Annotated in this window: 15 protein-coding genes; 6 read left to right on the top strand and 9 right to left on the bottom strand. The window is 46.0% G+C overall.

The window, feature by feature from the left end; translation table 11 throughout:
* Positions 1–12: 12 nt before the first annotated feature.
* The 5 genes from L3V31_RS05945 to L3V31_RS05925 form a co-directional block, all read right to left on the bottom strand.
* Positions 13–972 carry a CorA family divalent cation transporter gene (locus L3V31_RS05945; RefSeq protein WP_237315202.1) on the bottom strand — a complete coding sequence of 320 codons (960 nt, stop codon included), beginning with the start codon at positions 970–972 and terminating at the stop codon, positions 13–15.
* 149 nt (positions 973–1,121) lie between these two features.
* Positions 1,122–2,681, bottom strand: a complete 1,560-nt coding sequence (glpD, locus tag L3V31_RS05940; RefSeq protein ID WP_237315201.1) for a glycerol-3-phosphate dehydrogenase — start codon at positions 2,679–2,681, stop codon at positions 1,122–1,124.
* 180 nt (positions 2,682–2,861) lie between these two features.
* Entirely contained in the window at positions 2,862–3,653 is a 792-nt protein-coding gene (locus L3V31_RS05935; protein ID WP_237315200.1) for a DeoR/GlpR family transcriptional regulator, read from the bottom strand.
* A gap of 189 nt (positions 3,654–3,842) precedes the next feature.
* Positions 3,843–5,360, bottom strand: coding sequence for a glycerol kinase GlpK (glpK, locus tag L3V31_RS05930; protein ID WP_237315199.1), 1,518 nt, complete (start codon positions 5,358–5,360; stop codon positions 3,843–3,845).
* 59 nt (positions 5,361–5,419) lie between these two features.
* On the bottom strand, positions 5,420–6,271 hold the full coding sequence (locus L3V31_RS05925; RefSeq protein WP_237315198.1) for an MIP/aquaporin family protein: 852 nt from the start codon (positions 6,269–6,271) through the stop codon (positions 5,420–5,422).
* A gap of 752 nt (positions 6,272–7,023) precedes the next feature.
* On the opposite strand from L3V31_RS05925, the gene glpT reads away from it, so the two are divergent.
* Positions 7,024–8,388 (top strand): glycerol-3-phosphate transporter, encoded by a 1,365-nt coding sequence (gene glpT, locus L3V31_RS05920; RefSeq protein WP_237315197.1) that lies wholly within the window; start codon positions 7,024–7,026, stop codon positions 8,386–8,388.
* A 56-nt stretch (positions 8,389–8,444) separates the two neighbouring features.
* Entirely contained in the window at positions 8,445–9,500 is a 1,056-nt protein-coding gene (glpQ, locus tag L3V31_RS05915) for a glycerophosphodiester phosphodiesterase (RefSeq protein WP_237315196.1), read from the top strand.
* 78 nt (positions 9,501–9,578) lie between these two features.
* On the opposite strand, the gene dapD is transcribed toward glpQ, so the two are convergent.
* The 3 genes from dapD to L3V31_RS05900 form a co-directional block, all read right to left on the bottom strand.
* A complete protein-coding gene (dapD, locus tag L3V31_RS05910) occupies positions 9,579–10,610 on the bottom strand; it encodes a 2,3,4,5-tetrahydropyridine-2,6-dicarboxylate N-succinyltransferase (RefSeq protein ID WP_237315195.1) in 1,032 nt (343 codons plus the stop codon).
* A 468-nt stretch (positions 10,611–11,078) separates the two neighbouring features.
* Positions 11,079–11,375 carry a YebG family protein gene (locus L3V31_RS05905; RefSeq protein ID WP_237315194.1) on the bottom strand — a complete coding sequence of 99 codons (297 nt, stop codon included), beginning with the start codon at positions 11,373–11,375 and terminating at the stop codon, positions 11,079–11,081.
* Between the two features lie 128 nt (positions 11,376–11,503).
* The gene (locus tag L3V31_RS05900) at positions 11,504–12,409 is read right to left on the bottom strand and encodes a LysR family transcriptional regulator (RefSeq protein ID WP_237315193.1); all 906 of its coding nucleotides are present in this window, start codon (positions 12,407–12,409) and stop codon (positions 11,504–11,506) included.
* A gap of 109 nt (positions 12,410–12,518) precedes the next feature.
* Here L3V31_RS05900 and L3V31_RS05895 point away from each other — a divergent pair, with 109 nt between their 5' ends.
* Positions 12,519–13,493 (top strand): TDT family transporter, encoded by a 975-nt coding sequence (locus L3V31_RS05895; RefSeq protein WP_237315192.1) that lies wholly within the window; start codon positions 12,519–12,521, stop codon positions 13,491–13,493.
* Positions 13,494–13,595: 102 nt separating this feature from the next.
* Here L3V31_RS05895 and L3V31_RS05890 read toward each other — a convergent pair whose 3' ends face one another.
* Complete coding sequence (locus L3V31_RS05890; RefSeq protein WP_237315191.1) at positions 13,596–14,906, bottom strand: mechanosensitive ion channel domain-containing protein; 1,311 nt, start codon at positions 14,904–14,906, stop codon at positions 13,596–13,598.
* 311 nt (positions 14,907–15,217) lie between these two features.
* Here L3V31_RS05890 and recC point away from each other — a divergent pair, with 311 nt between their 5' ends.
* The 3 genes from recC (at position 15,218) to recD (ending at position 24,874) form a co-directional block, all read left to right on the top strand.
* A complete protein-coding gene (gene recC / locus L3V31_RS05885; protein WP_237315190.1) occupies positions 15,218–18,721 on the top strand; it encodes an exodeoxyribonuclease V subunit gamma in 3,504 nt (1,167 codons plus the stop codon).
* A gap of 319 nt (positions 18,722–19,040) precedes the next feature.
* Positions 19,041–22,715: an exodeoxyribonuclease V subunit beta gene (gene recB / locus L3V31_RS05880; protein ID WP_237315396.1), complete on the top strand. Its 3,675-nt coding sequence runs from the start codon at positions 19,041–19,043 to the stop codon at positions 22,713–22,715.
* Positions 22,715–24,874 carry an exodeoxyribonuclease V subunit alpha gene (gene recD / locus L3V31_RS05875; protein WP_237315189.1) on the top strand — a complete coding sequence of 720 codons (2,160 nt, stop codon included), beginning with the start codon at positions 22,715–22,717 and terminating at the stop codon, positions 24,872–24,874. Before recB ends, recD begins: the two co-directional genes overlap by 1 nt.
* Positions 24,875–24,894 lie beyond the last annotated feature (20 nt).

Here is a 24,894-nt window from a genome sequence, read left to right as displayed (position 1 = left end):
ATTTTGAGCAAATTACTCGTTGTCGTTTTTGTTTGTTAACCCAAAGCGTTTCAACAGCAGCCATTCCAGACCAAATATAATAATTAACGCAACGCAGAACCAAATGAAGGCGGTAGAGGAGTCTACGCCAGGCATGCCGCCAATATTAATACCCAACAGGCCAGTCAGGAAACTGGTTGGTAAGAAAATGGTGGCCACCAACGTAAACAGATAGCTGTTTTTATTGGTTTTGTCATCACGGTTATGTTTGATCTCTTCCTGGAATAAGGCCACTTCGCCCAGATAAAAATCGATGGTTTCGTTAATACGCGTAATGTTGTTGTGCGCGAATCGGTACTGATGTGGTCTGGAAACCACGAGATCAGAGTTAGATTCAAGCAAATCGCGGATCGCGTACTGTTGAGGGCGAATAAAGCGCTTGATGGAGATAAGCGCCTTTTGAGCAGAGATATGCTTATAAGTCGACTCATCATTAACGTCGAAGTGGTTCAGGGTTTCTTCAATTGTATCCAAATAAAGGTCGATCTTACCATTTAACCCTTCGATAATTTGGTTGAGCAGACTTGCCAAACTCTTCGGTCCCTTCTGTTCAGCCAAGGCTTGGCGAATCTCCATAATCGCACGCGATGGGATCTTTCGTGTTGAAATCAACGCACCTTGGAAATACAAAATCCGAATACTGAGCATATCTTCAGGGGACGCATTCTCATTCATATTGATGCCGCGAAGAATCAACATGAAGTTTTCGTCGTCCAAAGGATGGAAAGATGGGCGGCTCTCATCGGCGAGTAAATGATCGACGGTTGCTTTAGGGACTTGATTTTGCTCCAGCCAGCCACGAATATCTGGATGTAGTCTTTCGCAGTGATACCAATGTTTCGCTTTGATGTCTTGTGATGTCGTCACTTCTGTCGTCACTTCTTGAGTTGCTATTGGCGTTGAAAAATCCCAATGCTCAATCATAAACCCCATATTCTTTTCCTTATCATGAGATTACTTGCCGTAAACGTCTTTTAAATGAGTATGATTGCATTTCAAGCGAAAAGTCTACGAAAAGTTTTCGTAAGGGCAAAAACATCAAAGCCTGCATAAAGCAGGCTTTGTTCACGGGATATAAGTCATTAGCTCACTTGTGAGAGGTTCACGACTTTTTGTTGTAACTTCTCTTTTAAGTATTCAGCCAGAGATAGTTTTTCTTCGTCGCTCATGTAGAGCCCAAGCTTGGTTCGGCGCCATAAAATGTCTTCGTCAGTCAGTGCCATCTCATGGTTGATCAAGTAATCAACTTCACGTTGATATACACCACCAGCTTGTGTTGAGAAGGTTCGGCCTAAATCGGCTTCACTTGTCGCGCCCTTCATTAGCTCCCATGTTTGGGTACCAAACTGAGTTACGTAACGCAGAATAAGCGATTCTGGTGCCCACGCGAACTTGGAGTGAATTTGTTTCGCTAGTTGTTCACGACTACAACTGAAATTCCCGCCTGGCAGGGCTTGGTTTGCTGTCCAGTTACTGCCCATTTGTGGCAGGAATGGCGATAGTTTTTTCATCGCTGCTTCACCCAGTTTACGGTAAGTCGTCAATTTGCCGCCAAAAACTGAAAGCAGTGGTGCCTGGTCTAATTCGGCATCGAGTTCTAGCGTGTAGTCTCGCGTGATCGCTTGTGGCGAATCTGACTCATCATCGCATAGTGGACGTACGCCGCTGTATGTCCAAACCACATCTTCACGCCCTAGCTGGTGGACAAAGTGCTGGTTAACAATGTCGATCAGATAATCGACTTCGTCATCAGTGATCGCTACTTCGCGTGGATCACCTTTATATTCCACATCTGTTGTACCGACTATCGAGAACTTATCCAAGTACGGGATCATAAACACGATACGATTATCTTTATTTTGCAGAATGTAAGCTTGTGGCTCGTTATGGATACGAGGAACAACAATGTGCGAGCCTTTGATCAAACGAATGTTACGAGGGGAATCTTGCTCTAGCCCTTCATCAAAGAACTGTTTTACCCATGGACCAGCTGCGTTAACCAGCGCTTTCGCTTTACGTTCGAAGCGTTGATCAGTCATTGTATCGTGGATCGTGACATGCCAGATGCCACTTTCGCGGTGGGCTTTTTCTACTCGGCAGTAGTTACGAACTTCCGCGTGGTTTTCACGTGCGGCGAGGACGTTAAGTAAAACTAAGCGAGCATCATCCACCCAGCAGTCGGAGTATTCAAAACCTGTTTTAATTTCTGGTTTTAACAAGCCAGACTTTGCCAGGTTAACGGTTTTACTGCCTGGTAGAGTTGTGCGTTTCCCCAAGTTATCGTAAAGGAACAAACCACAACGGATCATCCACGCTGGACGTAAAAATGGACGATGAGGTAAACGGAAACGCATTGGCAGTGCAACATGAGGTGCTTTGCGAAGGATTACTTCACGTTCTGCGAGCGCTTCCGAAACTAAACGAAACTCGTAGTGTTCAAGGTAGCGTAATCCACCATGAATAAGTTTGGAGCTTGCTGAAGAGGTTGCAGACGCAAAGTCGTTAGCTTCATACAAACCAACACTCAATCCACGGCCTGCAGCATCAGCAGCGATACCAGCCCCATTAATGCCGCCACCGATAATGATCAAGTCTAAAGTAGTGGATGAGTCAGTTGTGGAAGCATTTGTTTGTATACTCATAAATTTGACCTCTTTGGTGAGCGAACGAGCATTTTAGAACATGATGTAATCCTATCTTAGGTTTCGTTTGTGGTCATCTGTTATTTTCGTTTTTGAGCGTTTTGTGTGATTTGGGCACAAAAAAACCTCTGTCTAATTAAGGCAGAGGTCATTTAAAGGTTCAAGCTTGAGTGGAATTATTTACTCTTTTGCTTCTGTCGCCACATTTGCGTCGACGACTTCGAGAGGTATGGAGGCTTCTTTTAAGATGGACAGGATTTCTTCTGGTGGCTGCTTGTTGGTAAATATCATGTTTAACTGCGCGATATTGCCCAATTTCACCATTGCATTGCGGCCAAACTTAGTGTGGTCTACGGCTAGAAATACGCTGCGACTGTTATCGATGATGACCTGCTTTACTCGTACCTCATGGTAATCGAAATCCAGTAAGGAACCGTCGAAATCAATGCCACTGATTCCGAGAATACCGAAATCGAGGCGGAATTGTTTTACGAAGTCTAGAGTGGCTTCACCAACAATACCACCATCGCGATTACGAACTTCTCCGCCAGCCAGTATCACTTTGATTTCTGGGTTAGGGTAAAGAATGGTCGCAACGTTGATGTTGTTGGTGACCACTCGAAGCTGTTTGTGGTTTTTATTGAGTGCTCGTGCAACGGCTTCCGGCGTTGTACCTATATCGATAAAGAGGGTCGCGCCATCCGGTATGTGTTTGACTACCTCTTCCGCAATTACATCTTTTTCATTGAAGTTAAGTGCTTTACGAGTGTTGTAAGAGGTATTTTCTGAGCTGAGAGGGATGGTAGCACCACCGTGATAACGGCGAATTCTGTTGTCGTCGGCGAGTTCATTGAGATCGCGTCGGATGGTTTGTGGACTGACATTGAATCTCTCCACCAACTCATCCGTGCTGACATAGCCTTGTTTTTTTACCAATTCGACAATCTGCTGGTGTCTGGGTATTTGCTTCACTTGTCACTCCATCGTGCACTGGCTACTTCCAATGCTTAATATTCGAAATATTTATACCCAAGTATTTTGAGTAATTTGGGAATATTGTGCTCGAATTTGCGCGTAGTGAGAAGTAAAGGTGTCAAGGAATCGGGTACAAGACGCAAAAAGAGCGCTCGAATGGCGCTCTTTGTTCGCGTTGGTAGGGGATTAATCGTCTTCGTCGTGAAGCTCTGACCAGGTTTGAGCACATTTCACTGCACGCTTCCAGCCTTTATAGCGACGATTACGTTTCTCTTCGTCATCATGAGGTTCAAATGTACGATCTATAACCGCTTTGCCTTGCAGTTCATCAAGACTATCCCAGAATCCCACAGCTAAGCCAGCCAGATACGCCGCACCCAAGGCGGTGACTTCAGTGACTTTTGGACGATGAACTTCTGTGTTTAGCACGTCAGATTGGAATTGCATCAAGAAGTTGTTCGCTACTGCACCGCCATCAACCCGAAGGTTCGCCAGTTTAATTCCAGAGTCGGCTTGCATTGCGTCCAATACATCACGCGTCTGGTAAGCGATACCTTCCAATGTTGCACGAATAATGTGGTTTGAGTTAACGCCTCGAGTCAGGCCAACAATAGTACCTCGTGCGTACGCATCCCAGTATGGAGCACCAAGACCAGTAAAGGCTGGAACGACGTAAACACCGTTAGATGTGTCTACTTTTGTCGCGAAGTATTCTGAGTCTTCAGCACCATTAAGAATCTTAAGCTCGTCACGTAACCACTGAATGGATGCGCCACCCATAAATACTGCACCTTCGAGTGCGTATGCTGGTTCTCCTTTTGGACCACATGCCAACGTCGTCAACAGACCATGTGTAGAAGTGACTTTTTCTTGACCAGTATTCATCAACAAGAAACAACCAGTACCGTAGGTGTTTTTCGCCTGACCTGCTTCAACACACATCTGGCCGTACAGCGCGGCTTGTTGGTCACCAGCAATACCAGCGATAGGGATACGAGTACCACCCTTACCACCAATATTGGTTTTGCCGTATATTTCAGAAGAACGTTTTACTTCTGGCATCATTGATGCAGGAATACCCAGCTCATCCAACAGTTTTTGGTCCCAACATAAATCGTTGATATTAAAGAGCATCGTGCGCGAAGCGTTGGTGTAGTCTGTTACGTGAACGCGGCCTTGAGTCATCTTCCAAACCAGCCAAGTATCAACCGTACCAAATAACAGCTTGCCTGCTTCGGCGTCTTCGCGGGCACCTTCGACGTTATCTAGAATCCACTTTACTTTGGTACCAGAGAAGTAAGGGTCAAGCACCAAGCCTGTGTTATCACGAACGTAACCTTCTAAGCCGCGGCTTTTTAAGTCTTCGCAGATTTCTGCGGTGCGTCGACATTGCCAGACAATAGCGTTGTAAACCGGTTTGCCCGTTTCTTTGTTCCAGACAACGGTGGTTTCACGTTGGTTTGTAATACCGATAGCTACTAATTGGTCGCTGCGGATGCCTGACTTAGCTAGCGCTTCAACTAAGGTTGAACTTTGTGTTGCCCAGATTTCCATTGGATCGTGCTCAACCCAACCAGCTTGTGGGTAAATCTGAGTAAATTCGCGCTGAGCGACGCTGACGATATTCGCGTCATGATCAAGAATGACAGCGCGAGAGCTTGTCGTACCTTGGTCTAGGGCAACAATGTATTTTTGCTCAGTCATGGTAAGAATCCTTTTATTTCGTTATTTATATTTTAGTAAATGTTCGGGGTGCGATAGTGTTAAGCGCGAGCTTGTTCGGTTTCTTCTGTTTCACACTGGTTAGGTATGGTGCATCCGTGACCTTGTTGTGGAAGGTAGGCGGCAATCGCTTTCGGATATAGCCAACCACCAAAGCAAGCACCTGCAATTGGGGCGAGAATTGGAACAATAAAGTAAGGGATATCTTTCGCGCCCGTCAGTGCGTAATCCCAGCCAGCAAAGTAGGCGAACAGTTTTGGTCCAAAGTCACGTGCAGGGTTCATTGCGAATCCGGTTAGTGGGCCAAGTGAACCACCGATAACAGCAATAAGAATACCAATCAGTAGAGGGTTCATTGCACCGCGTGATGCACCGTTACTTTCATCACCCAGCGCAAGAATGGCAAACATTAACACCGCGGTAATAACGAACTCGACAGCAAAAGCCCCCATGAAAGACAGAGAAGCGTGTGGATAGGTAGAGAAAATTCCTGCCGTTGCTAAGGCCTCTTGGCTACTACGAACGAAATTGTGTGCGATTTCATAATCAGTAAAGAGGTTGGCGTACAAGCTGTAGACCAAAGCGGCGGAGCAAAATGCGCCAAGTAGTTGAGCGATGATATATGGCAATACTTTAGCCTTATCGAAGCCATGGAACATGGCAAGTGCGATGGTCACCGCTGGGTTAATGTGTGCGCCTGAAACGCCGGCAGTACAGTAAATAGCGATGGCAACACCTAAGCCCCACACTATGCTGATTTCCCATTGTCCAAAAGAGGCACCTGTTAACACTAGAGCTGCAACGCAGCCAACGCCGAAGAATATGAGTAGTCCTGTGCCGATAAATTCGGCCAAACATTCTCCTAGTAGAGAGGGGTGTTTGTTGGTTGTCATGTTAAGAGTCCTTTAGTTAATTTTGCTTATCTAGCACGATAGTATTGTGCACAATAATTCCATTTCGAAAATAAACGAGCGTTAAAAATGAGCGTTTGAGCGTGAAATTGTTAATTAAACTCTTAACTTTTGTTAAATGGCTCATCTTTTAATAATAAAGGAAACCTTGTAGCCATCCTTTTTTGACGCTTAAGATGTGATTCATCGTTTAAGGTACCGATGTAAAAATGAATGCACAACTGGTAAGAGGAGTTTTGTGAGGCCGCCACTTCAAAGATGATTTGTTGCACAGTTTATGCGTAACAAGTAATCCTAAGTGATTAGGCTCTATAAGGGGTTACAAAGGTTAGAGAGGGGAATGAAATAAACATAATTTTTGTCGTTGCCCTTAATAAGCGCTAGCGAGATTTCTGTTTCGTTTGAAACTCAACGTCTAATTTTCCGCACCCTCCACCCTAGCTGGCGCTTCTCACTTTATTCACTCTGTATTTGTATTCTTAATTTCTTCACTTGGCGAGTGAATGCTCTTTTGCAAACATCCAAACATTAACGAAATATGAGTAAAGTTGAACGAAGTTCTAACTAATGAATTCTAATTTGCTGTATTTACTATAATTTAATTCTTATGCAACATTTATCACAGAAATAGAGCTTTAACTTCATACAATGCGGTTGGTTTCGAACGAATGTTTGTTTTGTTTCGTTTTTGTTTTTAAGTTACTTACCATCGCATAATAAATAATGAGGTTCCTATGTTTGGAATATTCAAACCTAAGGCGCACATCGATCGTCTATCCCCAGACAATATTGATAGCACCTACTCTCGTCTACGTTGGCAACTTTTCATTGGTATTTTTGTCGGCTATGCGGGCTATTATCTGGTCCGCAAAAACTTTAGTCTGGCAATGCCGTACTTAATTGAACAAGGCTTTAGTCGTGGTGATCTTGGGGTTGCGCTTGCGGCCGTGTCTATCGCGTATGGACTGTCTAAGTTCCTGATGGGCAGTGTTTCTGACCGTTCTAACCCTCGTTACTTCCTAAGTGGCGGCCTGTTAATGTCTGCGTTTGTCATGTTCTGCTTTGGGTTTATGCCATGGGCGACGGGCAGTGTAACAGCGATGTTTATTCTGCTGTTTTTAAACGGTTGGTTCCAAGGTATGGGATGGCCTGCCTGTGGACGAACCATGGTTCACTGGTGGTCACGTAAAGAGCGTGGTGAAATTGTCTCTGTTTGGAACGTTGCACATAACGTGGGCGGCGGTTTAATTGGGCCACTATTTATCCTTGGTCTTTGGGCATTTAACGACGACTGGCGTACCGCATTTTACGTTCCTGCTTTTTTTGCCACGTTGGTCGCTGTCTTTATCTGGATGACAGTTCGAGATACACCTCAATCTTGTGGGCTTCCGTCTATTGAAGAGTACAAAGATGACTACCCAGATGACTACGATAAATCACACGAACAGGAAATGACGGCGAAGGAAATCTTCTTCAAGTACGTGTTCAATAATAAGTTATTGTGGTCGATCGCAATCGCCAACGCGTTTGTTTACCTAATTCGCTACGGCGTATTGGACTGGGCGCCTGTATATCTAAAAGAAGCGAAGGGGTTCTCGGTAGACAAATCTTCTTGGGCTTACTTCCTGTATGAGTGGGCAGGTATCCCTGGCACGCTATTGTGTGGTTGGATTTCGGACAAGCTGTTCAAAGGCCGTCGTGCTCCTGCGGGTATTTTGTTTATGGCCCTTGTTACTGTTGCTGTTCTAATTTATTGGTTCAATCCAGCAGGCAACCCGACAGTTGACATGATGGCGCTGATTGCAATCGGCTTCTTAATTTACGGCCCGGTAATGCTGATTGGTTTGTATGCACTTGAGTTAGCGCCTAAGAAAGCGGCGGGTACAGCAGCTGGCCTGACAGGATTGTTTGGTTACTTAGGTGGTGCCGTGGCAGCAAATGCAATTCTTGGCTATACGGTTGACCACTTTGGTTGGGATGGTGGTTTTATCATCCTAATCGGATCATGTATTACTTCTATTGTGTGTTTGACCTATGCATTTATAGGCGAACGCGCACATCACGAGCAGAAAGCGCGCGAAAAGGAAGCACTAGCGTAATAATTATTTAAAGAGGCAGTGCAATACTGCCTCTTCGCTTTATCAAGGAAATATCAATGAAAACAACGTCAGTATGTCTTACTTTTTTGGCTCTGAGCTTATCGGCTGGAGCGATTGCGAAACCACTAGTGATTGCTCACCGAGGCGCCTCCGGTTATCTACCGGAACATACATTAGAAGCCAAAGCCCTTGCTTACGCAATGAAACCTGATTACATCGAACAAGATGTTGTGATGACAAAAGATGATCAGCTGGTGGTATTGCATGACCATTATCTCGATCGCGTTACCGATGTTGCTGAACGTTTTCCGGAGCGCGCACGTAAAGACGGTCGTTACTACGCGATTGACTTTACATTGGCAGAAATCAAATCGTTGAGAGTAACTGAAGGGTTCAACATCGACGACAACGGCAACAAAGTCGCAGGGTATCCAACTCGATTCCCAATGTGGAAATCTGATTTTACTGTCCCTACGTTTGCTGAAGAAATTGAGTTAATTCAGGGGCTCAACAAAACTCTGGGTTACGACATCGGTATCTATCCCGAAATCAAAGCACCTTGGTTCCACCGTTATGAAGGGAAAGACATTTCAAAAGCGGTGTTGAAAGTGTTGAAACAGTATGGGTACGATTCGCAAGACGACAACGTGTATCTGCAATGTTTTGACGCCAATGAACTACAACGTATCAACAGCGAGTTGATGCCGGAAATGGGGATGGATCTGAAGCTTGTTCAGTTGATGGCCTACACCGACTGGAATGAAACGATGGTCTACAAGGGCGATACTGCAACGCCATATGACTACGATTGGATGTTCGAGGCGGGTGGTATGAAGAAAGTCGCCGATTATGCAGAGGGGATTGGCCCTTGGAAACCGATGTTGGTGGATGATAAATCAACCCAAGATAACATCATTATCAAACCATTGATGAAAGCAGCAAAAGACGCTGGTTTACAGGTACATCCTTATACTTTCCGTGCCGATCCGGGTCGTATTCCTGCTTACACCGATAGCTTCGAAGGTATGATGGATATCTTCTACAATCAGGTGAAAGTCGATGGTTTATTTACAGATTTCCCAGACAAAGCGGTAGGTTTCTTGAATAAGTAACCGATATCGCAAAGTGACAGAAACAAAAATCCCCCAACCGTTTCCAGCTGGGGGATTTTTTAATTCTAATTCAAAAAATTAGTTGTTTGAGTGCAGTTCGCTGTTCAGTTCAACCGCGCTCTTGTTCGCAAGACACTCAACCTGACCAGTTTGAGAGTTACGACGGAATAGTAGGTCAGATACGCCAGCAAGGTCGCGAGCTTTAACGATTTCTACTTCGTTACCATCTTTATCCAGCATACGTACTTTAGTACCGGCTGTTACGTATAGGCCTGACTCAAGAGTACAACGGTCACCTAGTGGGAAGCCAAGGCCAGCATTCGCACCTAGTAGTGAGTTTTCACCAATAGAAACAACCACGGTACCGCCACCTGATAGCGTACCCATGATAGATGCACCACCACCGATGTCTGAACCGTTACCAACCAGAACACCCGCTGAGATACGGCCTTCAACCATGCTCACACCTGTTGTACCTGCGTTGAAGTTGATGAAACCTTCGTGCATAACCGTTGTTCCTTCACCCACGTGCGCGCCAAGACGTACGCGAGATGTGTCAGCGATACGAATGCCAGTTGGTACCACGTAGTCCACCATTTTAGGGAACTTGTCGACACAATCTACGCTTAGCGTACGGCCAGCTAAACGAGCTTCGATTTGACGATCAGCCAGTTCAGGCAAGTCGATTGGGCCTTCGTTTGTCCACGCGATGTTGTGTAGCAGACCGAAGATGCCATCCAGAACGGTACCGTGTGGCTTAACCAGACGGTTAGAGATAAGTTGTAGCTTTAGGAAACCTTCAGCAACAGATTGTGGCTGCTCGTCAGTCGCTAGAATAACCAAAACAAGTGGTTGTGCAGATTCTGCTGCTTTAGTTGCGAAAGATGCGTTTGCAGCATCACCGTTAGCTTCAAATGCCGCCGCTAGATCTGCGCTTTGTGCAGCAGAGATCTCGATAGCTTGGTTGCCTTGCTCGTAACCAGCGACTGCTGCTAGTGCGTTTACTAGTTCGTCACTTGGGTTAAGAATTGGGTTTGGGAAAAACGCTTCGATGATTTTACCGTCACGATTTTTAGTTGCCGTACCAAAGGCTAGAGAAAAGAAAGCCATAGTTGATCTCCATCTGTTGAGTCTTGGTCTCGTCGTTCGCTGACAAGAAATTAATTATGCCAATCTCAGTAAAAAAGGTCTCAGAGATAGCGCTGGAAAAATACTTGAGGACAAGGCAAAAATTTTTGATAAGTAGTTACTCTACAATCAAAACTTCTAACGCAGTTATCACGCATTTTAACAAGCTAGAACGACCGATTATTTACTACGATTGGTATCAGTTGATAGTCATCATAAAGACACTATTGGGGAGTTTAAAGAGGTGAAATACAGAAAGTCTGTAGATGGATACCTTTTGTCTTTTAAGAGATATGTCCGTCTGATGAGAAATGCGACCTAACTAACTGAAGTTCGATACGTTGTATATTCAAAATCGTTAAGTGTGTGATGCAGCAATTCGCGAATGCCTATAGTTCAGATATAAAAAACGCCGCAATATGCGGCGTTTTTTTGAAAAGCTTGGCAAGCTTATGCGGCGTCTTCGTTTTTGTCTTCTTCGACAGCCTCAAGCTTCTTTGCTTTCTTTGGCGCAGGTTTACGTTTTGCACCTAAAGCATAAAGTACTTCTTCTTTGTTTTGAGCAAGGAACATGGCAAGATCTTCCTGCTTACCTTCGTCTTCAAGAAGTTCACTCTTACCTAGCAGCGAGAATAGCTCGTCCGCCATATCCAACATTTTGTCATATGCGTCAGCTTCCGCTTTAGAGGTAAAAGTCATTTTCTCTTCTCCATTGCGTTCTACCACGTACTTGACTATTACAGCCATGGTTAGTCCCCTAATTTGGTGAATTGATACTGGCTTTTTATACAGTTTTTGACCAACTAAGTCTAGAGCAGTAGAGCCTAGTGAGCTAAGAATGCGAAGCTGGTAGAGCTAACTGACCAGCTATTGAACTATTTATTATTTATAGGAGGCTGCCAACTCTGGCAAAACTCGATAAAGGTTTTTAGCAGTGGACTTTGATATTTTTCCTTGTGCACTAACAGCCAGAATCGGCGTTTCATATCTAGTGGCATTTCAAGAACCTTTACACGGCCCTCACGAATGGCGGGATCGGCCGACAAACGTGACAAACAGCCAAGCCCCAAGCCCGCAGATACCGAGTTGATCAGTGATTCGGTGGTATTGAGCTGAAATGACTCATGCCATTGCTCTAGACGAGGTGCTATGACGCGCAGAAAGAACTCACGCGAGCCAGACCCGGCCTCCCGCAATATCCATTCGCTGTTTTCTAGTTCTGCCAGATTCATCAGGCCTTCGTGCGTCAAGGGATAATCTGGCGAGCATATCACGCACATTTCATCTTCGCTAAATTGTGAGGAATGAAGCTCAGGGTGCAGCGTTTTACCTTCGATCAGGGCGATATCCAGCTCGTAGTCAGTCAGCTTGTCACATATTTGCGCGGAGTTGGAAATAAACAGGCTTTGTGAGCGGTGATTAGTGTGCTGGCGAAATGCGCTCAGAAGGTAGGGTGCGACTTGATTTCCGATAGTATCACTCGCCCCGATTCGTAGCTGACCGAATAGCGCATGGTCGCCTTCAAAGATACTCTCTATATCTTTGGCTCGGTTTAACAGTTCATCCGCCAAAGGCAGCAGTTTTTGTCCTTCTTGATTGAGAATTAATCGGTTATTAACCCGATCGAACAGGTGATGCCCAATCTGTTTTTCCAGTTCAGACAGCGCCATACTGACCGCAGCTTTAGAAAGATAGAGACTCTCAGAGGCGGCGGTCAGCGTTTTGTGCTGAGTGATGGTGGTAAATACCTTGAGTTGTTTGAGAGAGATATGACTTGCCATAGATCAATGTTTAGTAAATCTGAACGTGTGTTCTAAATAATTAGATAGTTTGGAACGAAGTGCAAGCGTATTATTAGCGACCTCGAGACTGGCTCTGATAGAGGTTGTTATGATTCAGCAAACAAAAGCAAAACTAAGCTCAGCACCAACGCCGATGGCGGGGTTAGCACTTGGTATTGCAAGTTTGGGTTGGAGTTGGGAAAACTTCGCTGAATTACATGGCTACGGACAGTGGATGAGTGCAGGTATTGCCAGTGTGCTACTGACCATTCTGGCGATTAAATTCATTCTACATCATCCTCTGTTGAGGCAGGATCTTGCTCACCCAGTCGTGGGGAGTGTTGTACCGACTTTTGCAATGGGAACGATGGTGGTTTCTAACTCGCTCGGTCAGTTATTCGCACTCGCGGGTGACACTCTTTGGCTAGTCGCCGTTGTTCTACACATCGTGTTTTTGGTTAGCTTTGTTTACCACCGAGCAAAAGAGTTTGAGTTACACCACATGGTACCGAGCTGGTTTGTACCACCGGTAGGCATTATCGTTGCGGATGTCTCTTTTTCGGGTAATCCATTATTGGCACCCGTCGCACATGGTACATTGATGTTCGGTATGGTGGCGTACGCCGTGATGCTTCCGATGATGATTTACCGGTTTATGTTTACCCATGAAATTCCAGATGCAGCGAAGCCTACTATGGCGATCTTGGCTGCGCCTGCGAGCTTATCATTAGCAGGATACTTAACCGTAGCCGCCACACCATCACCGGTAATCATTGCTATGCTGTTTGGCATTGCGGTACTGATGACGGCCATCATCTACTTGGCTTTCTTTAAACTACTCAGATTGCCGTTCAGTCCAGGTTATGCGGCGTTTACTTTTCCAATGGTGATTGGTGCCACGGCGTTGTTCAAAATGGCAAACTGGATGGAAGCACAAAGTTTAGCTGCGGACTATGTTCAACAAGTTAGAAGCTTGGCGGGCTTAGAGCTCATCGTTGCAACTTGTGTTGTTGTGTATGTGACATTGCAGTACATCAGCCATTTATTGATTAAGCCACATTTTCTGTCGGCACAGAACGCTTAATCAAACCCTTACTCCAAGTCTGGATAGTAAGCCTCTTGAACAAAACATCAAGAGGCTTTTGTGTTTCGCTTGAGCGCCAGAGGATAAATGGAAACGCGGTATTTAACGCTTGCGCTGAAGCTCGTCTGTATCGTCCGTAGAAACCACGCGGATATCTCGTTGCGGGAATGGGATTTCAATACCATTGTCTTGCAGTGTTTCGAGAATGATCAGCAGCAAGTCTCCTCCAACCCGATTGCGACCGTCGTCAATGCCCTCCATCCAGAATTCGACAAACATATTGATCCCAGAATCACCAAAGCTATCGATTTCACAGTCCGGGCGCTCTTCAAAGGGGACCTTAGGGCCACTTAATACCTGTGGATGGGATGCGACTGCGTTTTTAATCAACTCAACCATACTGCGTACATCTGTTTTATAGGCGACGGAGAAGTCAACGCGGTAACGCTGTTTGATATTCTTGTGAGTCCAATTGGTAAATGAGCTGGATATGAATTTTTCGTTCGGAACGACTATATCTTTACCGTCATAGGTTTCTAAGGTCGTTGAGCGCATATTCAGTTCGGTAACCATTCCGGTCCGGCCATCTTCAAGTTCTATATAATCGCCTACTGAAATCGAGCGGTCGAAAATAATGATTATCCCGGAAATGAAATTGGAGGCGATGGTCTGCAAGCCAAAACCAAGCCCAACGCCTACCGCACCGCCAAACACGGCTAACGTAGTCAGGTTGATGCCCATAAGTTGCAGGATCAGCAGGATGACAGTGAAGAACAATGCAACTTCAAAAACTTTAGCGACAATTTCACGAGTACGAAAATCTAAAGATTGTTGCTTACGGATGATGGTTTGGCCTGTTGCGTTGGAAACGCGTCCAAGCCAGAAAAGTAATGAACCAAAAATTAATGTTCTGGCTAGGCCATATGCTGATATATGTATATTTCCGAGGTCTATCGACATCGATTCAAGCACATTTATGATGTCGTCGAGTACGCCTATGCCGTAAAAAATAATAATCGGCATACCAATCCATCGAAAAGCTCTTCCAACCAATGGGTTGGTGATAACTAGGCTAATGAAAGAGTTAAACAGAAGCAAAACAGCGACGGCGAACGCGATTTTTATTATCCATCCATCCTCAATATAGAGCTGGCTGAATTCGAGTGAAATCCGTAATAGTAATATTGCGAATACAGGGAATAACAGCTTCCCACAACGGTAGATTAAGTGGCGAATAGGAAAATGACTTGCTGGCGACGGGGGATTTCTCAGGATGGGAGCATACTTATAAACACGATTAGCGATAATAAAAGCCAGTAAATAAATGCATAAGATAATAGCGATCTGGCTGTAAGTTTCTGCGCTGGACACGGAATCAAGAAAAGAGTGGTAGTAGTCAGTAATGTAATTCATCGTCAATTCCTTACTTTCTTATCCAGTGTTTATCTGATTCCCGTTAGATACACATAATGTCTGGTAAGGTTATATTTGAGTCTATTTAAATTTTCTAACAAACCACTAATAACTTAATAATTGTTGTTGTAATTGCGCCATTCGTCCAGACTGAATGCTGCATCTGCCGTGGATGTAGTCCTGCTTGAAGAGAAGTCTCATTTTGAGTGATAACTAACCTTTTGTTATATAGAGTCACGAGAACGCTGCGGGTTTAAATAGGGCTGTGCTAAGCTAGCTATCAGTTTCAATCGGCACTCGGTGTTCCCAATTTGTTTACTGTTTATCACTCCAACCAAGTCGACGTTCTTAAATCTCTTCTTGTTGAACTGATTCGACTCAGTCCGCTAGAAAACCCGTTCGAAAAAGAACAAATTCTTGTTCAAAGCCCGGGCATGTCTCAGTGGCTAAAAATGGAACTGGCCAAAGAGTTTGGTGTAGCCGCGAACATCGATTTTCCGCTGCCAGCCACGTTTATTTGGGAAATGTTCACCAAGGTTTTACCTGATGTGCCAAAGCGCAGTGCATTTAACAAAGAAGCCATGACATGGAAACTCATGCACTTGTTGCCAGGACTTTTAAAACAAGAGGCGTTTTCACCGTTAGCGCAATACCTCAAAGATGACAGTGACAGCTCCAAGCTGTACCAACTGGCAGAGAAAGTGGCCGATATTTTTGATGGTTATCTGGTATACCGACCAGAATGGATCGCTAGTTGGGAAGCAGGGCAAAGTGTACCTGAGCTGGAAGATGAACATCCGTGGCAGCCGATTTTGTGGCAAGCGTTGTACGATCACACGGTCTCGCTGGGGCAATCTCCTTATCATCGTGCCAACCTTTATGAACACTTTATCGACACAATAGAGAACTTTAACGGCAACTTCGACCATTTACCGGAGCGTTTGTTTGTTTTTGGTATCTCCTCTTTACCGCCACGTTACATGGACGCGCTAAAAGCGATTGGCGAACATATTGATGTGCATTTGATGTTCACCAACCCGTGTCGGTACTACTGGGGTGAAGTTCGTGACCGCAAATACCTGGCTCGCCTGGCAGCTAAACACCGTCAACATGTTGTGTGGCAGGATGATCATTCCGAAATGCACGGTGAAACGGAGCAATTGAAAGGGTCGCTAGAAGACAATGTGATCGATGAACTGCACACCGATGTGGTAGGAAACAGTCTGTTAGCTTCGATGGGCAAATTGGGGCGCGATAACATGTATCTGCTTTCTCAGCTTGAGTCTCATGAGATTGAGGCTTTTGTTGATGTTGAGCGCGACAGTCTGCTCCATCAACTGCAAGCGGATATTCTGAATCTGGAAGAGCATCAAAACGATCAACAGATAGAAAATAGCCATCACAAGCAGATCGTTAGCTTGGGTGATAAATCGCTGAGCCTGCATGCGTGCCATAGCCCAATGCGTGAAGTCGAAGTATTGCATGATCAACTTCTGGCTATGTTCGATGCTGACCCAACCTTAAAGCCGCGTGACATTATTGTCATGGTCGCCGACATCAACGCCTACAGCCCAGCGATTCAGGCAGTATTTGGAAATGCGCCGGGTGAGCGTTTTATTCCGTATTCGATTTCAGACCGGACTGCCGATCAAGAGAGCCCGATTCTTGCGGCATTCATGCAATTGGTGAACTTGCCGAATACGCGCTGTTTGGCTTCAGAATTACTCGAGTTGCTGGAAACTCCGGCGATATTAAAGCGTTTTGAACTCAGTGAAGACGACTTCTTACAAGCCAAACAGTGGGTTGAAGAGTCGGGTATTCGTTGGGGATTGGATGCGAATACCGGACGAGAATTTGAACTGCCGGAAACGCGTCAAAACACTTGGCAGTTTGGTATTCAGCGGATGTTGCTAGGCTATGCGATGCCAGATTCAGCGGGCTTGTTTGCAACCGAGCAAGGCAGCTTATCTCCCTACAATGAAGTGCAAGGCATGGGCGCAGAACTTGCTGGTAAATTGGCGCACTTTATCCAAAAAATCAGTGAATATCGCAGTCAGCTTGCTCATGTTCAGACTATCGATGGCTGGCGTGAGAGGCTGGTATCGTTGCTGGATGACTTCTTCTTGGTCGAGTTAGAAGGCGAAATGGCCCTCAAGTCCATTCGCGATACGCTCAGTCAGCTCAAAGAACAGTTGGCCGATGCGGCATTCGAAGAGGCGTTGTCACCTGCGATCATCAGCCAGTATTTACAAGATAAACTGTCTGGCACTCGTGTTAGTCAGCGCTTCCTTGCTGGGCAAGTGAATTTCTGTACCTTGATGCCGATGCGTTCTATTCCATTTAGAGCCGTATGTCTGCTTGGGATGAATGACGGCGTGTACCCGCGCTCCATGCCGCCTGAAGGCTTTGACCTGATGACGGGCAGGACTAAGCCTGGTGACCGTTCACGACGAGATGATGACCGCTACCTGTTCTTAGAAGCGATGCTGTCTGCACAGCAAACCCTGTATATAAGTTATGTCGGTCGTTCGATTCAAGACAACACTGAGCGCGTACCCTCAGTGCTGGTTTCTGAATTGATGGAATACTGTCACCAAAACTATTGCTTAGGCGGCGATGAAGATTTACCTGTCGATGAGTCTGGTGACAATTTATTGAAAGCGTTGGTCAATGCTCATGCCATGGTGCCGTTTAGCCCAAGTGCGTTCCAAGGTATGCATTCCAGCTACGCCAAAGAGTGGATTCCGGCGGCATTAACGCAAAGTAGCCAGTCTCAAGGCCACGTTCGCCGTGATTTCAATCGAGCATTGGATGATTACCTGCTGGGGGCGACATTCCCGCTTGAGCTTGATTTGGTGGAGCTGCAACGTTTCTGGCGTTTACCCGTTCAGTACTTTTTCAACCGCCGATTAAAGGTGACCTTTGAGCCACCTCTGCCAGTTATGGAAGATGATGAACCGTTTGTACTCGGTGGTCTGGAAAGCTATCAAATGCGTGATGAGCTATTAGAGACCTTACTCGAAACGACATTGACACAACCAGAGCAAAAAACTGATGTGCTTAAGCACTTTATGAGTCAACAACGTGCTCAAGGCAAGCTGCCAGTGGGGGCATTTGGTGACATAGAGTTTGAGACCAATCGAGTTCAGGCTGAAGAGTTGGTAGACAAACTGGCGTTTTTATCTGGCGCACCTCAAGACGATTTAGAAATCGACCTGACCTTCGACTCTTTATTTGATTCCTCATTTAAAGTAAACGAGGGCGAAGAGAAAAAAGTTCGTCTGACAGGCTGGCTTACTCAGTGTCATCAATCTGGTTTGATTCGCTACCGCAGCGGCAGAGTTCGAGCACAGGATTACCTTTCGGCATGGATAGATCATCTCGCTATGTCAGCATCGGGACACACCAAGAAAACCCATCTTATTGGTTACGATCGTAAAGAGGGGGCGGTACATCTCATTTACCCAGAAATCGCCGATGCGCAGTACGCCAAGCAATTACTTACTGAGCTGGTGCGGTTGTACTTCGAAGGTATGACCAAGCCGCTACCTTACTTTCCGAACACCGCGCTCGCATGCGTAGAAGCAGGCTTTAGTCGTGGGCATTGGGCGGATGACGAAGAGAAATCTTTGAAGAAAATGGCAGATACATTCAATGATGGTTACATGAGTACAGGTGAAGGTAACAACGCTTATATTGCGCGTATTTGGCCTGCTTGGAATGATGATTTGGCTAAAGAAGTACGTTTGTTGTCGGCTTTGGTGTTACAAGGCGCGCGTTTAGCCGTTCAAGATGCGGATGACATAAAAGCGTAATTAATAAAGACAGTTGGATATCTAAAAGGGAGAGTAGGGTGGCCGCCAGAAAATCATTATTTTGTGTAGGGCGTTCGCTGTACGGCCACAAGGTCAGAGGGACCATGATCCTTTTGCTTAATTCATTTGAGTGTTGCCGCCTGAAAGGCTTGGCTTATCTCGTGAGGCGCATACTAACGGTACACTGGATGGATAACCGTGAGAAAGATCCCACAAAGTTCTAAATTATCCAACATGTTAAATATATAAATAGAATTTTTTACGATAGATCACACTTCTATCAGTTGATAATCCGGAGAGATTCAGCGTTATGGATCAAATGTCAGGTGCAGAACTACCTAACCATAAGCTAGAAGCCTGTGCGCAACCACGACCAACGTCACTAGAACCGATGACGTTTCCCTTGCATGGTGCGAGGCTAATCGAGGCATCAGCAGGTACGGGCAAAACCTTTACCATTGCGGGTTTATACCTGCGTCTTCTGCTTGGCCACGGTAATGCTGAGACAAAGCATCGCGTCCCGCTTACCGTCGATCAGATTCTGGTCGTAACCTTTACTGAAGCGGCAACCGCGGAATTGCGAGACCGTATCAGGGCGAGAATTCATGATGCGCGTATCGCTTTTGCTCGCGGACAGAGCTCTGATCCAGTCATCCAGCCTTTGCTTAGTGAGTTCGATGATCACAAGCAAGCCGCTGAAATACTTCTGCAGGCAGAGCGTCAAATGGATGAGGCTGCGGTCTACACCATTCACGGTTTCTGTCAACGTATGCTGACGCAAAATGCTTTTGAATCTGGCAGTCGATTTAATAACGAGTTCGTGACGGATGAAAGTCACCTTAAAGCTCAGGTGGTCGCTGACTACTGGCGTCGAAACTTCTACCCGTTGCCGTTTACTTTAGCTGGAGAAGTTCGTCAGTTGTGGGGTTCACCTGCTGCATTATTGTCTGACATCAGTAAATATCTAACAGGTGCGCCGTTAAGTTTGTCGGTACCCGCAATGCAAGGTGACCTGGCTGATTTGCATTCTGAGAACCTGAAAAAAATCGATGAGCTGAAAACGCTGTGGCGAGAAAGTCAGGATGATTTCTTAGCGCTTATTTCGGATTCCGACATTAACAAACGCAGCTACACCAAAAAATCTCTGCCGACCTGGCTAGAGGTCGTGAACGCTTGGGCAGCAACGGAAACCACAGGTTATGATTATCCAGATAAACTGGAGAAGTTTGCTCAAAATATTCTGTTGGAAAAAACACCCAAAGGCAATGCACCGCAGCACGCTGTTTTTGCAGCTATTGAAGCTTTTCTTGCGAACCCAATCAGCTTAAAAGCTCCATTACTTGCCCATGCGATAGAGCATTGCCGGGTGATGCTAGCCAACGCGAAAAATCAGAAGCAGTGGCTTTCGTTCGATGACCTGCTGACTCAGCTTTCCGCCTCTATCGATACCGATGAAAGTGAACTTCTTGCCGAGCGAATTCGTACCTTGTATCCCGTCGCGATGATTGACGAATTCCAAGATACTGACCCTTTGCAGTACAGTATTTTCAGTCGTATTTATTTGGATAACCCAGAATGCGGTCTGTTTATGATCGGCGACCCGAAACAGGCGATCTATGGTTTCCGTGGCGCAGACATTTTTACTTATATCAAAGCGCGAAACCAAGTAAGTGCCCACTATACGCTAGGGACTAACTGGCGTTCTAGCGCCGATATGGTTCAGGCGGTGAATCAAGTGTTCACCTTACCAGACAGTCCGTTTATCTATGACTCGGACATTCCGTTCTTACCAGTAAACTACAGCCCAAATGCCGAAAAACGCATTTGGACCATGGGTGGTAAAAAGCAACCAGCACTGACCTACTGGCTGCAAAACGCTGACGATAAACCGTTACCAAAAGGCGAATATTTGACTCGAATGGCGGAGGCAACAGCGAGCCAAATCCAAACGATTTTGACTCAGGCTCAGCAGGGGCAAGCGTGTCTGGTGAATGGAGAAAAGCACAAAGCCGTTCAAGCCGGTGACATTGCGGTACTGGTTCGTACTGGTAACGAAGGTCGAATGATTAAACAAGCGTTGGCAGATCAAGGTATTGCCAGTGTGTATTTGTCTAACCGAGACAGCGTGTTTACTAGCTCGGTAGCTCAAGATCTGCAGCGCCTTCTACAAGCGGTGCTGACTCCAGAAAATGACAGAGCGTTGCGTGCGAGCCTAGCATCAGAACTGTTTGCGCTGGATGCCGCCAGTCTGGATGCACTCAATAACGATGAAATTGTATGGGAAAACGCGGTTAATGAGTTCAAAGAGTATCGCAAACTCTGGGTTCAGCGTGGTGTACTACCTATGCTGCGTGCGGTGATCAGCAAACGTCATATTGCCGAACGATTGCTAGAAGAAGGTGCAAGCGCACAAGGAGAAAATGGTGAGCGAGTACTTACCGATTTAATGCACATTGGTGAGCTACTTCAGCAAGCCAGTAATGAACTGGACAGCGACCATGGCCTGCTGCGCTGGCTGGCTCAGTCTATCAGTGATGCGGAAAATGGTTTGGGTGGCAGTGATGATCAAATCCAACGTTTGGAATCTGAACGTAACTTGGTACAGATCGTGACTATTCACAAATCTAAAGGACTGGAGTACGACCTGGTTTTCCTACCATTTGTATTCAGCTACCGAGAAGCCAGTGAAGCTAAGTATTACGATGCGGCCAATGATCGTACCGTACTGGATATCACTGACAATGATGCATCAATGCAGCAAGCAGACAAAGAGCGCCTCGCTGAAGACTTACGCTTGATTTACGTTGCGTTAACGCGCGCCGTGTATGCCTGCTTTATCGGTGCTTCACCTTTGCGAAACGGACGTTCAACCAAAGAACCAACCGGCGTTCACCGCAGCGCGATCGGCTATTTGGTACAAAACGGTCAAGAGGGTGGCATCAACGAGTTGCACCAAGGTTTAACAAAGCAACAAGACAATCTCGAGTACGTCGTTGTGACTGAACCGCCGCAACAGCTGGATGACATGTACGTGGCACCACAAGAAGAAGTGCATGACCTGACGGCTAAAGAGTTACAAAACCCAATCGACAGAAACTGGCGCATCACCAGTTATTCTGGCTTGGTAAAGCAAGGTTCTCATCATGCCCAGCACGACGCCACGATTGAGATAACTGGTTTTGATATCGACTCTTCTGATGAGCATGACGACGCGGATTTGGTTGAACCAGATCGCTCTATTTTTACTTTTCCGCGTGGCGCTCGTCCGGGTACCTTCCTGCACAGCTTGTTTGAGGAAATTGAGTTTACTCAGCCAGCAACGACCGAAGAGAATACGCACATCATCCTTGAGTTGATGGAAAGTGAACAGTTGGATGAAGAGTGGCTGCCAATTCTGCAGCAATTGATTGATACTGTGCTTGCCACACCGCTAGATGGTAAGTCTTTGCTACTTAATCAAAAAGCACCATCACAGCGCCTAGTGGAGATGGAATTTTTGCTGCCGATTGAAGTCTTGTCAGCACCAGCCCTGAACCGCGTGATTCAGCGCCACGATCCATTATCTGCAAAAGCGGGGGATTTAGGCTTTCAAACCGTGCAAGGCATGCTAAAAGGCTTTATCGACTTGGTCTTTGAACATCAGGGCAAGTACTACGTACTGGACTGGAAATCGAATCATCTTGGCGACGATGTGACTAATTACCACGGTGAAGCACTGAAATCTGCCATGGCGGATCACCGCTACGATTTACAATATCAGATTTACGCTTTAGCGCTGCATCGTTTCTTACGCAGCCGACTGGCCAATTACCAATATGAACAACACTTTGGCGGGGTGTATTACTTGTTCTTACGTGGTATGGACGGGCAAAGCGATCACGGTATTTTTGCCGCCAAACCAACGCTAGAGTTTTTACAGGAGATGGATCGTTTGATTGATGGTCAAACGTTGGAAACGCGATCCACTCAAGCTGGGCAGATGGAGCTACTTTAATGACGATCAATCACAATCTTCACTCTGACCATGAAAGCCTGATAACAACGCTTGAACGTTTGGCACACAAAGGTGCTATTCGTCAGCTCGACTACCAATTCGCACGTTTTCTTTATGCTCAGACTGATGATGCGCAAGGTGAGAAGTCAACCGATGGTCAGGCATTGGCGTTTATTGCAGGTGTCGTCAGTAGTGAGCTCGGTAAAGGTCATATCTGCTTGCCTCTGTTTGATGTGCAAGGTCAGCCTACTGATTTTGCTAGTAAGTTAGGGTTGTTCGGTGAGGCAGCATTAACGCTCAACACCCAATTGCAAGGTATTGACTGGATCCAATTATTGCAAAGCTCAGCGCTAGTCGGAACTCAGGGAGAAGCTTTGCCGCTAATGTTCGATGGTGAACGTCTGTATTTGCACCGTTATTGGCACTATGAAGTGACACTGGCGGAGAAACTCAATCAGTTGGGTGCTGCGGTTAGCTTACTGCCCCAAGAGTTTGCGCGATTATCTGAGCTGCTTAACCATTTGTTTGCGCGGCAATATCATTTTCTTTTTAATGCGTTAGTGAAAGCCAATGAAGCGGGGAGTAACAACCAAGTTCTGCGCCAGCAATTGGTGTGTGATCATCTTGATATTGTCGCAAGCGATGCGTTGGATTGGCCAGCGATTGATGCGATTTTAAACCAAGCTAATAAAGTTCAGGACTTACAATTTCTGGATGACCTAGTTCCTCTATCTGCTTGTGTAAACTGGCAAAAAGTTGCGGCGGCGGTAGCGTTAACCCGTCGCTTTGCAGTGATTTCTGGCGGGCCGGGAACTGGTAAAACGACCACGGTAACCAAATTGCTTGCCGCTTTGATTGAGCAGGCTGCGCAAGAGAAAAACCTGACCATAAAGCTGGTGGCCCCAACGGGTAAAGCCGCAGCGCGGTTAACGGAGTCGATTGGTAAAGCGGTGCAAGAACTACCGGTTTCTCCTGAGTTGAAAGCCAAAATCCCGACTGAATCGAGCACATTGCATCGCTTGTTGGGCGCGATTCCAAACAGTGCGGAGTTTCGTCATAACAAGCAGAATCCACTGCATCTGGATATCTTAGTCATAGATGAAGCGTCGATGGTCGATTTACCCATGATGTACAAAGTGGTCGATGCATTACCGAAACATGCCCGGCTGATTCTGCTTGGGGATAAAGATCAGCTCGCCTCGGTAGAAGCAGGGGCTGTGTTAGGCGATATTTGTTCGTTCCACGCTTTGGGTTATGGCAAAGAGCAGGCTTCGGCCATCGCAAAGCTGACCGGTTTTGACACCTTGGCCCACAGCAGCAATAGTGCACCCAGCATTGCTGATAGTCTGTGTATGCTGCAAAAGAGTTATCGATTTGATGCGCGTTCGGGGATTGGTCAGCTAGCCAAAGCGGTTAATTTAGGATCTGCTGCAAAGGTCGACAATGTCTGGGCCCGTGACTATTCAGATATTGAACACTTTCCTCTGAGTAGTGAAAACTACAATCAGATGATGCAGACGTTAGTACAAGAATACGGTCGCTATCTGAAGCGCATCAGCCAAACCGAGATCGATCTAAATACCGGAGAGTCTGAATCGTTAACCCGAAAAGCAAAAGCAGTATTAGATACGTTTAACCAATGCCGCCTTCTGTGTGCGATTCGCGAAGGTGACTTCGGTGTGGCAGGGTTAAACCAGCGTATAGAGAAAGCACTTGCAGCGCGTAAGTTAATTAAGGTGCAGGATGAGATTTGGTATCACGGCAGGCCAGTGATGGTCACGCGCAATGATCACGGTTTGGGCTTGTATAACGGTGATATAGGTATTTGCATGCGAGATGACAGCGAAGAAGAACCACGCTTAAAAGTGTTTTTCGAGCTACCAGATGGCAGTGTGAAATCGGTATTGCCAAGCAGAGTGCCTGAGCACGAAACTGCCTACGCCATGACGATACATAAATCGCAAGGCAGTGAATTCGAGTACACCCTGATGATTTTGCCGCCAGACTTTAGCCCAATTTTAACCCGCGAATTGATTTACACAGGAATAACCCGTGCCAAGAAACGGTTAGCGCTGTACGCGGAGCTGAACGTGCTTAAACGAGGAATAAAGGTTAAAACCACTCGAGCCAGTGGATTAGTGCAGCGACTAGCCAACTAAAAACTAAAAGACCGAGTATG

Origin of the sequence: Vibrio sp. J1-1, assembly GCF_021728395.1 — a bacterium.
In the GTDB taxonomy this organism is placed as follows: Bacteria; Pseudomonadota; Gammaproteobacteria; order Enterobacterales; family Vibrionaceae; genus Vibrio.
The sequence above is the reverse complement of the archived record's forward strand: the minus strand, read 5'-3'. Positions and strand labels throughout refer to the sequence as shown.

Bases quoted from the DNA above. Each gene is read 5' to 3' on its own strand.
- glpT (WP_237315197.1), top strand. From the start codon at position 7,024: ATGTTTGGAATATTCAAACCTAAGGCGCACATCGATCGTCTATCCCCA.
- L3V31_RS05925 (WP_237315198.1), bottom strand. From the start codon at position 6,271: ATGACAACCAACAAACACCCCTCTCTACTAGGAGAATGTTTGGCCGAA.
- L3V31_RS05895 (WP_237315192.1), top strand. From the start codon at position 12,519: ATGATTCAGCAAACAAAAGCAAAACTAAGCTCAGCACCAACGCCGATG.
- glpD (WP_237315201.1), bottom strand. From the start codon at position 2,681: ATGAGTATACAAACAAATGCTTCCACAACTGACTCATCCACTACTTTA.
- L3V31_RS05905 (WP_237315194.1), bottom strand. From the start codon at position 11,375: ATGGCTGTAATAGTCAAGTACGTGGTAGAACGCAATGGAGAAGAGAAA.
- L3V31_RS05900 (WP_237315193.1), bottom strand. From the start codon at position 12,409: ATGGCAAGTCATATCTCTCTCAAACAACTCAAGGTATTTACCACCATC.
- glpK (WP_237315199.1), bottom strand. From the start codon at position 5,360: ATGACTGAGCAAAAATACATTGTTGCCCTAGACCAAGGTACGACAAGC.
- recB (WP_237315396.1), top strand. From the start codon at position 19,041: ATGTCAGGTGCAGAACTACCTAACCATAAGCTAGAAGCCTGTGCGCAA.
- recD (WP_237315189.1), top strand. From the start codon at position 22,715: ATGACGATCAATCACAATCTTCACTCTGACCATGAAAGCCTGATAACA.
- L3V31_RS05890 (WP_237315191.1), bottom strand. From the start codon at position 14,906: ATGAATTACATTACTGACTACTACCACTCTTTTCTTGATTCCGTGTCC.
- dapD (WP_237315195.1), bottom strand. From the start codon at position 10,610: ATGGCTTTCTTTTCTCTAGCCTTTGGTACGGCAACTAAAAATCGTGAC.
- L3V31_RS05945 (WP_237315202.1), bottom strand. From the start codon at position 972: ATGGGGTTTATGATTGAGCATTGGGATTTTTCAACGCCAATAGCAACT.
- glpQ (WP_237315196.1), top strand. From the start codon at position 8,445: ATGAAAACAACGTCAGTATGTCTTACTTTTTTGGCTCTGAGCTTATCG.